Source organism: Sphingomonas phyllosphaerae, assembly GCF_029623345.1.
In the GTDB taxonomy this organism is placed as follows: domain Bacteria; phylum Pseudomonadota; class Alphaproteobacteria; order Sphingomonadales; family Sphingomonadaceae; genus Sphingomonas; species Sphingomonas phyllosphaerae_C.
Window position 1 is genome coordinate 1 of the sequence record NZ_JAPYKH010000043.1, and the last position, 9136, is coordinate 9136.

The 9136-nt window shown below is 70.2% G+C and carries 7 protein-coding genes; 3 read left to right on the forward strand and 4 right to left on the reverse strand.

From position 1 onward, the window contains the following. Positions 1 to 123 precede the first annotated feature (123 nt). Entirely contained in the window at positions 124 to 1494 is a 1371-nt protein-coding gene (locus QBJ89_RS19810; protein ID WP_277982176.1) for a cation:proton antiporter, read from the reverse strand. 202 nt (positions 1495 to 1696) lie between these two features. Here QBJ89_RS19810 and QBJ89_RS19815 point away from each other — a divergent pair, with 202 nt between their 5' ends. Continuing rightward, positions 1697 to 1930 carry a type II toxin-antitoxin system Phd/YefM family antitoxin gene (locus tag QBJ89_RS19815; protein ID WP_277982177.1) on the forward strand — a complete coding sequence of 78 codons (234 nt, stop codon included), beginning with the start codon at positions 1697 to 1699 and terminating at the stop codon, positions 1928 to 1930. Then, positions 1930 to 2427, forward strand: a complete 498-nt coding sequence (locus QBJ89_RS19820) for a PIN domain-containing protein (RefSeq protein WP_277982178.1) — start codon at positions 1930 to 1932, stop codon at positions 2425 to 2427. Before QBJ89_RS19815 ends, QBJ89_RS19820 begins: the two co-directional genes overlap by 1 nt. Here QBJ89_RS19820 and QBJ89_RS19825 read toward each other — a convergent pair. Next, positions 2402 to 3934 (reverse strand): tryptophan halogenase family protein, encoded by a 1533-nt coding sequence (locus tag QBJ89_RS19825; RefSeq protein ID WP_277982179.1) that lies wholly within the window; start codon positions 3932 to 3934, stop codon positions 2402 to 2404. The genes QBJ89_RS19820 and QBJ89_RS19825 overlap by 26 nt on opposite strands. 261 nt (positions 3935 to 4195) lie before the next feature. Between QBJ89_RS19825 and QBJ89_RS19830 the strand changes: the two genes are divergently transcribed. Then, complete coding sequence (locus tag QBJ89_RS19830) at positions 4196 to 5110, forward strand: alpha/beta hydrolase (protein WP_277982181.1); 915 nt, start codon at positions 4196 to 4198, stop codon at positions 5108 to 5110. 136 nt (positions 5111 to 5246) lie between these two features. Here QBJ89_RS19830 and QBJ89_RS19835 read toward each other — a convergent pair whose 3' ends face one another. Then, entirely contained in the window at positions 5247 to 6386 is a 1140-nt protein-coding gene (locus tag QBJ89_RS19835) for a YdcF family protein (protein ID WP_347342844.1), read from the reverse strand. Continuing rightward, on the reverse strand, positions 6380 to 8818 hold the full coding sequence (locus tag QBJ89_RS19840) for a TonB-dependent receptor (protein WP_277982180.1): 2439 nt from the start codon (positions 8816 to 8818) through the stop codon (positions 6380 to 6382). Before QBJ89_RS19840 ends, QBJ89_RS19835 begins: the two co-directional genes overlap by 7 nt. Positions 8819 to 9136: the final 318 nt, after the last annotated feature.

The window sequence follows — 9136 nt, forward strand, 5'->3', positions numbered from 1 at the left end:
AGGCCACGCTAGCCATCAACGGCGCCGTCCCGCCGCGGCCTAGCCCGTTGTGCCGTCGCGGCTTCCCCGTCGCACCCCGCTGACCCGGCGTGGCGACCCTCGCCTCGCCGGTGCGCCGCCGGCTCAGCCCGCCTCGGCGTAGCTCCGGTCGAGTCGCGCCAGCTCGCCGCTCTCGCGCCCGCGGCGGCCGTAGAAGAGCTCGAACAGCGGGCTCGCCATCATCGTCGTCACGATCGCCATCAGCACCAGCATCGAGAACAGCGTCGGGCCGATGATCCCCTTCTGCAGCCCGATGTTGATGATGATCAGCTCCATCAGCCCGCGCGAGTTCATCAGCGCGCCGATCCCCAAAGCGGTGCGATTGTCCTCTCCCGACAGGCGCGCGGCGAGATAGCAGGCGCCGCCCTTGGCGAGCACCGAAGCCGCCAGCACGCCCAGCGCGATCAGCAGCAGCTCGGCGGAGTTCACCATGTCCATCCGCGTGTTCAGCCCCGAATAGGTGAAGAACATCGGCAGCAGCAGCACCACCGTCAGCGGCTCGAGCTTGCGCTTGATCTCGGCGGTGAGCAGCCCGCGCGGCATCACCGCGCCAAGGATGAAGCCGCCGAAGATCGCGTGGATGCCGATCACGTCCATCAGGAAGGCGGAGAAGCAGAAGGCGATCATCACGATCGCGAAGCTGGTGAGGCTCAGCTCGCCCTCGCGCTCGACCTTGCGCGCCAGTGGGGCGAGCAGCTTCGGCCCGGCGAGCACCACGATCAGCGCCCAGAGCAGCCCGCCGCCGATCGCCAGGATCGCCACGCCCGCGCCGCCCCCGAAGGTGGCGAGCACCACCGCCAGCACGCACCAGGAGCAGGCGTCGTCGAACGCGCCCGCGGTGAGCGACAGCGTGCCGAGCGCGCTATCCGCCAGCCCGCGCTCGTTGATGATCCGCGCCAGCATCGGGAAAGCGGTGAGCGCGATGCAGGCGCCGAGGAACAAGGTGGCGTTGGCCTGGCTGATCCCCCGCGCGAACAGTCCGGGCACGCCGAGCAGCAAGGGGGTGATCAGCACCGCGATCAGAAACGGTGCGGCGATCCCTGCCATCGACACGAAGGAGGCGCTGCGCGCCTTGGTGCGGAAATGGTCGAGCCGCAGCGTGGTGCCGACCAGGAACATGTAGAGCCCCACGCCCAGCTGCGCGCCGGCGTAGAGCACGTTCTTGGTCTCCTTTGGGAAGATTGCGCCCTGCAGGCCGGGGAAGAGCAGCCCGAGCAGCGAGGGCCCGAGCACCACGCCGGCGATCATCTCGCCCACCACCTGCGGTTGGCCGAGCAGCTTCCGGCCGAGCCAGCCGACCACCCGGCACGCCACCAGGATCACCGCGAGCTGTAGGAAGAAGTGGATCGAGAAGTCGCCCGGCGCGTAGCTGTGCGCGGCCGCCGAGGTGGCGGGTCCATGCGGTTCGAGCACGTTCGCCACCGTCGTCCCGAGGCTCGCCCACCAGTCGCTCATCTGTCCTCCCCCGGCGGGCACGCGCCCGCTCTCGCTGTGCGGAGAAGAGGCCGGCATGGCCGCACACGCAAGGCGAAGCGCGAGACGTCAGCGCGATTTGTCGGCAACAGGCCAGAAACGTTGCGGCGTGGCCACGATGTAGTAACGTACCTACACCGTGAGGCGCCATCGAACCGCCCTGCGGCGTGGAGAAGATTCGCTCATGCGCACGCTTTCCAGTCGCGCGTTCAACCAGGACGTCAGCCAGGCCAAGCGATTCGCCGCGCAGGAGCCGGTGCTGATCACGGACCGCGGCCGGCCCACCCACGTGCTGCTCAGCTTCGAGTCGTTCCGCCAGCTCGCCGGCCAAGGGGACACGCTCGCCGACCAGCTCGCCGCGCCCGAGCCGGTGATGGTCGAGCCCGACTGGCGCGCGATCACGCGCTGGTCGCGCTGATGCACCTGCTCGACACCGAGCTGGTCTGGGTTCTGCGCGGCGCCAAGGCCGGGAGGTGCGACCCGGCGGTCGCGGCCTGGGCGGCGGCGCAGGCGCGCACCGCTCTGTTCGTCTCGGCGCTGACGCTCGGCGAGCTGGTCGCCGCGGCGGTGCAGATCGAGCGCGTCGACAGGCCCGCCGCGACCGCCGCGCGTGCCTGGGCCGAGGAGATCGTACCGCGTGCCTTCGACGGTCGCGTGCTGGCGGTGGACGCCGCCGTGGCGTGCCGCGCCGCCGCGTTGGGCTATGCCGAGCCGCGCGACGCCCTGCTCGCCGCGACCGCGCTGGAGCACCGGCTCGCGATCGCCACCCCGCATCCGGCGCGTTATCGGGCGGGGAAGGTGCGCACCGTCGACCCGTGGCGCTACGTACCGGGCGCGGGCGAGGAGGCGCTCGACTGGCGCGAGGCCGCGCGCGGCGGCCCGCTGTGGCTCAGGAGCCTGTTCGCACGGGGCTGAGCGCGGTGCCGGCGAGTTGCTCGATCAGGGCGCGGTGCGGCGGCAGTTCGCGCGCGGCGCGCTCGCCATAAGCGCGCACCCGCGCGAACAGCCGCTCCGCCCGCAGGGCTGAGTCGGGATCCGCCGTGCCCACTTCGGTGGCGAAGCCCATGCCGTAGAGGATGTACTGATAGTTGAAATGGGCGAAGGTCTCGCTATCGAGCTGGAAGTCGAAACGGCTGGGCGGGCGGTGCCGCCACTGCTCGAGCCAGGCGGCGAGCCGCGGCGGCAGCGTCGCGGGATCGGCATTGTCGCGCCAGAACGGCTCGGGGCGGCGGCTGAGACAATAATGCAGCTTCAGGAAGGCGGCGATGTTCTCGTAGCGGTCGGCCATCAGCGCGTTGAAGCGCGTCGCGCCGCGATCGACCGGCCCGCGCGGCGGCAGCAGCTCGGCAATCATCGCGGCGGCGGCCTCGATCAGCACCACGCCGGTCGACTCGAGCGGCTCGAGGAACCCGCCCGCCAGCCCGACCGCGACGCAATTGCCGATCCAGCCGCGCTCCTGCCAGCCCGGCGCGAAGGCGATGCGGCGCGGGGCGAGTTCGGCGGGGTCGCGGCCCAGATAGCGCGCGAGGATCGCCTCGGCGCCCGCGTCGTCGAGGTAGCGGCTGGCGTAGACGCAGCCGATCCCGCGCGCGCCGGCGAGCCCGATGTCCCACACCCAACCGGCGGCGTGCGCAGTGGCGACGGTGGCGCTCTCGATCGGCGCGTCGGGCATGGCATAGGGCAGCTTGCAGGTCAGCGCGCGATCGGTGAACAGCCGGTCGGCGACCGAGTGGAAGCGCGCGCCGGGCAGGCGCCCGATCAGCTCGGCGCGGAATCCGGTACAGTCGACGTAGAGGTCGGCGGTCAGCGTGCCGGCGTCGCTCTCGACCTGGGCGATCGTGCCATCCTCGGCGAGCACCAGCTCATGAAGCCGGCCGGTCAGGTGCCTGACGCCGAGGGTGCGCGCCCGATCCGCCAGCAGCGCGGCCAGACGCACTGCGTCGAAGTGGAAGGCATAAGTGAGCGGCCCGGCGAAGTCGCCCTCGCCAGGCTGCTTGGGCGCGCGGCGCGCCGCGGCGACCCGATGCTGGATCGTCACCGCCTCGGCGAACGGCGCGCGTACCGTCTCGTCCTGCCGCAGCCAGTCGGTGACGAGGCCGGGTTCGGGCTGAAACGGCGCGTCGAAGGGATGGAAGTAGCTGTGCGGCGCGCCGTCGTGGTCGGGCTGCCAGCCGGCGAAGCGCACGCCCTGTTTGAAGGTCGCACCGGCCGCGCGGACGAAGGCGGCCTCGTCGATGCCGAGAAAGCGCAGCGTTTCGCGGATCGTCGGAAAGGTGCCCTCGCCGACGCCGATCGTGCCGATCTCGGGCGACTCCAGCAGCGTCACCGCGACGCCCGCACCGAGCGCGCGCGCCAGATAGGCGGCGGTGAGCCAGCCGGCGGTACCGCCGCCGACGATCAACACGTGGCGCTGGTGCGACATGACATGGGCTTAGCGCAGCCGGGGGGTGGGTGTCATTCGCGGTGATGGGCTTCGGTGAGCGCGTTTGAGTCCCGAACGCGCGCGCGCTCTCACCATCATCCCGCCGCAGGGATGACGGGCGCGAAAGCTGAGGCGGAGGCCACAGGCGCGAAGGTCGTCGCGCCACTGGACTCCGGCATCGTCCCGGCATAGCTTCCCGTGTTAACGATAACATGGGAGAGAGACATGCACCTTCTAATTAGGTCGCGCCTCGGCCGCCGTATGTGCCTGAGCGCCGCGACGATCCTCGCTTTTGCCCTGGGAGCGCCCGTCGCCGCGCAGGACGACGCGATGACGCCGATCGCCACGCCGGCGCAGCCGGGAGCGCTACCGCTCGGCACCGGCGCGCTGCCAGGCGGCAGCATCAAAGAGTCCTGGTTCCGCCAGTATGGCAGCACCTTCACCCGCAACGTCACCGAGGCGACGCTCACGCCCTTCCTGCCCGATCCGGCGCGCGCCAGCGGGGCGGCGGTGATCGTGGCGCCCGGCGGCGGCTTCCGCACGCTGTCGATGGACAATGAAGGCTATGACGTGGCGCGTGCGCTCGCCGCGCGCGGTGTCGCCGCTTTCGTGCTCAAGTACCGGCTCAACCAGACTCCGGCCGAGATGAACGCTTTCGCCGAATCGATGCGCGCGATGTTCTCGGGCACCGCGGCGCGCCCACCCCGCCCCGACGCGGCGACGATGGCGACCCAGCTGGCGCCGCAGCTCGCCGACTCGCGCGCCGCGTTCGCGCTGGTGCGACGCCGTGCCGCCGAGTGGCACGTCGACCCGAGCAAGATCGGCATGGTAGGGTTCTCGGCGGGGGCGATGCTCACGCTGGCGACGACGCTGACGCCGAGCGACGCCAAGCCCGCCTTCATCGGCACGATCTACGGCCCGCTCACCGGCGTGACGGTGCCGGCGGAGGCGCCGCCGCTGTTCGTCGCCTTGGCGGCGGACGATCCCTTTTTCGCCAACGGCGGCTTCGGGCTGATCGAGCGCTGGCGCGAGGCCAAGCGGCCGGTCGAGTTCCACCTCTACGAGCAGGGCGGCCACGGCTTCGGCATGTACCCGAAGACAACGACCAGCACCGGCTGGTTCGACGCCTTCGCGCGTTGGCTGACGATGCACGGCATGATGAAGGCGGTTGGCTAGGGTCTGATCCAGCTCATCTGAAGCGCCACGGGCTCCGGCGAACGCGGTCACTGACGCTTCGGGCCGCCACTCTGGGTTCCCGCGTGTGCAGGAACACGGGTCGGCCTGGCTGAATCAGCCGCTGGGAGCGTCCTGGTCAGGGGTCGAGCGGGTCGAGCGGATCGACACGGAGCGACGCGCGCGCTGGGCGAAATTCGATGTCGGTCGGCGAGCGCCGCGGACCGATCGTGCCGGGCAGATAGCCCAGCTCGCGCCGGTTGCGCTCGGCGAAGGCGGCGCCCTCGATGTAGCGGCTCTGCTCGGGGTTGCAGACGATCAGCGCGGGGCGGTCGAGCGGGGCGCCGAGCGCGGCGAGCTCTCGCGTCGCGTTGCGCAGGTTGGTGGTGGTATGGCGCGCGAAGGGCTCGAGCACGATCGCCTCGGCCGGCACGCCGTAGCGCTCGATCAGCGCCCGGCGCATCTCCACCGCCTCGGTGAAGCGGGTCGCGCGGGGATGCGCGCGCCCGCCGCTGACGATGATCAGCGCGGCGTCGCCGGCGGCATAGCGCTCGGCGGCGAGGCGGACGTGGTACTGGCCGCCGGGGCTCAGCGGCATGTCGGGTACCTCCGGCCCGACCCCGGTGACGACCAAAGCAGTGTAGCGGTAGCGTGACCAGTCGAGCGTATGGGCGCGGCGGCGTGCGGGCGCGACGAGGGCGGCGACGTCGCCGACCGCGTCGGTGCGATCGTTGGTCTGGAGCAGCGCCAGCGCGAGCTCGACGCTGGGGGCGAGCGCACCCGCGCGCGGGGTGGTGGCGAGCGCGACGGCGGCGCGGCGCCGCGTCTTCGCCTCGACGCTGTCGGGGGCAACGTCGGGTCCGTCGATCGCGGGGTAGCGCGGCGCGGCGCCGAGCGCGTACGTGTCGAGGATCGCAGTGACGCCGCGCAGCTCGCGGCCGAGCTGCGCTGCGGCGCCATCGTCGGGCACGCCCGACATGCCGGTGGCGCGCGGGGCGGCCGCGGCGGCGAGCGAGTCGATCTCCGCCGCCTCCCAGCGCGACGCGCGTGCGACGCAGGCGGCATCGTCGCCGCAGCTGATCACCCGCCCGGCACGTGCCCGACGCAGCGGCTCGGGCATTGCGTCCGCGCCGAGTCGCGCGAGGAGCGGGAACAGCCGCGCCGCGAGCGCCTCGCTCGTGTGATCGCGCACCGGCGCCGCGGAGGCGCGGGCCGGCGCACCCGCGGCGAGCGGTACCGCCGCCCCGAGCAGCAGCGCGACCGCGCGGCGGCTCACCACGAGCGGGTCACCACCAGCCGCACGTTGCGCCCGAAGATCGGGCGTCCGTAGATCGCGTCGGCGGTGCCCTGGCCGCTCAGATTGTCGGTGCGCGTATTGCCCTCCGTCAGCCCCTTGGCGTTGGTGAGATTGTCGCCGACCACCTGCACCTGCCAGTCACCCCGCGTCGCGGTCACGCCCGCGCCGAAGGTCGAGTAGGACGGTAGCGCGGTATTGTTGTAGAGGTCGACGTAGCGCTTCCCCATGTAGTTCCACCGGCCGTACAGGTCGACGTCGGTGTCGCCGGCGGCGACACGGAAGGTCGGGCGCAGATTGCCGTACACCTTGGGCTCGCGCACGATCTGCTTGCGCTCGACGGCCTGCGGATCGGCGCCGGTGCTGCTGCGGAAGTTGCGATATTCGGGGCTGCTCACCGTCAGCGCGGCGTTGAGCTGGAACCAGTTCGTCGCCTTGAGCAGGCCGTCGAGCTCGATCCCCTTGATCTGCGCCTCGCCGATGAAGGGAACGTTGACGTCGTTGCGCCCGGTGGTCGGGTCGAAGGCGAGGAACGAGGCGTTGAGCGGGTCGAAGTTGGTGTAGAAGCCGGTGGCGTAGAGGTAGGAGCCGCCCGACTGCAGCTTCACGCCGACCTCATACTGGTCCGCCTTGGTGGTGATGATCGTCGGGTTGATCGTATAGGTCACCTGCATCGACGGCGGCGTCTCGAGGTGCGAGGCGCGCGCGTAGAGACCGAAGTGGCGCGTGAAGTCGTAGTTCACGCCCGCGGTCCAGTTGGTGATGTTGGGCTTGAGCGAGCGGTTGGTGATCGTGCCGGTGAAGCCGCGCGTGGCATTGTCCGCCAGCGTCGTCGCGTCGCCGAGATTGTATTGCGCGGTGTTGGCGGCATAGCCGGCATAATCGTAGCGCTCGTGACGGATACCCGCGTCGACGCGCAGCCCGCGCACGATTTCCCAGGTGTCGTTCGCATAGAGCGCGACCATCTTGGCGTCGGCGTCGCCCTTGGTCAGCGTCGCGGCATAGTTGAGCGCGCCATTGTCGGTGACGCGGCCGAGGACGGCGCCCGTCGCGGAGTAAGCCACAAGGTCGAGCGTGCGCGGCTTGCCTGCCACTTCGATCAGATAGTTCTGGTAGATCGACTCGGCGCTGGCGCCATAGGCGCTGGCGTAGACGCCAACCTTGAGATCGTGCCGCCCGATCGCGGTGTCGAACGCGCGCGCGACGCTGAGGTCGCCCTGCGCCGAGTAGAAGCGCGAGTGGATGTCGCGGTACTGGCCCTGCACCACCAGCCCCGAGGCGGCATAGGGATCATAGGCCGTGCTGGTGCCGGCGAGCACATAGCCCATCGACGCGACCGGCCCGAAGGCGGTGCGCGAGGCGGCGAGATAGGAATTGGCGAAGGCGTTGCCGTCGCTCGGGTTGGTGGTCGAGTAGAAAGCGGTGAAGTCGAGCCGCCCCTTGGTGAAGCCCGCCTTCGCCGAGACCAGCCAGTCGCCGAGGTCGGCGTCATATTGCACGCCGGCGTTGAACATCTGCATGTGGCGCCCGGTAGCGAGGTCGCTCGAGCGGCCCTGGATCACGCCGGCGCCGTCGCGATACTTCAGGTTCACGTCGCGCAGCGCCGGCGAGTTCATCGTGCCACTGAAATAATCGATGTAGCGATCGAGCGAGCGGCTCGGGTCGCGCGGATCCGCGGTCGGGATCGGCAGGTAGAAGACGTTGTGGTCGTTGACATAGTTGGCGCTGACCTTGAGCGTGCCGGTGCCCGTGTCATGGGTCAGGTTGGCGCGCAGCTGCCCGCCGCGATCGTTGGGGAAGCCGTTGTCGCGATAGCCGTCGTGGTAGCGCAGGAAGCCGCCGATCGCATAATGGGTGCTGTCGTCGAGCTTGCCCGACTGGACCGCGTCGAGCCGGTACAGCCCGGTGTCGCCGAGCGTCACGCGTGCCTCGCCGCGCGGCTCGTCGCGACCGGTGACGGTCACCGCATTGACGATCGCGCCCGAGTAGCTGGCGTAGACCGGGGCAGGGCCGCCGCGCACCACCTCGAGTCGCTCGGTCATCAGGTCGGGGCGGATCAGCGCGTCGCCACGGAAGAAGAAGCCGTCATTCTCGTGGAACAGCGGCAGGCCGTCCTGCTGGAAGCTGACGAAGCCGCCGTCGTTGGGGAGGCCGCGGATACGATAGATGTTCTGCACCTCGCCGCCGGTCGATTCGGTCTGGAAACCAGGCAGCTGGCCGATCAGGTCAGCGGTGTTGAGCGGCGCGATGCGCTGGATCTCGTCCTGTGAGACCGAGTTGATCGCGTACGAGACGTCGAACCGACGTTCGGCGCGGGTCGAGCCGGTGACGATGATGTCGTCCGCCGCGGTATCGGCTCCCTGTGGCGCTGCAGCCTCCTGCGCCAGCGCGGCGGGCGCCGCCAGACAGATGGCCATAGCGGCCGTGCAAGCGAGCACGTGCTTTGTCACGATGTATCCCCAATATGTCGTTGGTACGGCGTTAGGCCGTTGCGGCGGGGGCTAGGTGCGGCTGGTGACGGTTCGGTGACAATCAGGTATCTTCTCAGAGACATGCGATCAGTTCCGCGGTTTGCGCACTTTTTTGCATTTTGTCGTTGACGGCGTGTTGGACCGCTCATATAAGCCGACTTCTCGACGGGGCGGCCCACTCGCTGGAATGCCTCTTCGATCAGCGCTAGATCAGGTGCCAGCGTCGCTCCGGTAAAAGGGAGTTTGACGGGGCGCCGGTTTTTC

What these genes read in the sequence shown, in the direction of transcription:
- QBJ89_RS19840 (WP_277982180.1), bottom strand. Translation starts at nt 8,818, where the DNA reads ATGGCCATCTGTCTGGCGGCGCCCGCCGCGCTGGCGCAGGAGGCTGCA.
- QBJ89_RS19815 (WP_277982177.1), top strand. Translation starts at nt 1,697, where the DNA reads ATGCGCACGCTTTCCAGTCGCGCGTTCAACCAGGACGTCAGCCAGGCC.
- QBJ89_RS19830 (WP_277982181.1), top strand. Translation starts at nt 4,196, where the DNA reads ATGTGCCTGAGCGCCGCGACGATCCTCGCTTTTGCCCTGGGAGCGCCC.
- QBJ89_RS19810 (WP_277982176.1), bottom strand. Translation starts at nt 1,494, where the DNA reads ATGAGCGACTGGTGGGCGAGCCTCGGGACGACGGTGGCGAACGTGCTC.
- QBJ89_RS19825 (WP_277982179.1), bottom strand. Translation starts at nt 3,934, where the DNA reads ATGTCGCACCAGCGCCACGTGTTGATCGTCGGCGGCGGTACCGCCGGC.
- QBJ89_RS19820 (WP_277982178.1), top strand. Translation starts at nt 1,930, where the DNA reads ATGCACCTGCTCGACACCGAGCTGGTCTGGGTTCTGCGCGGCGCCAAG.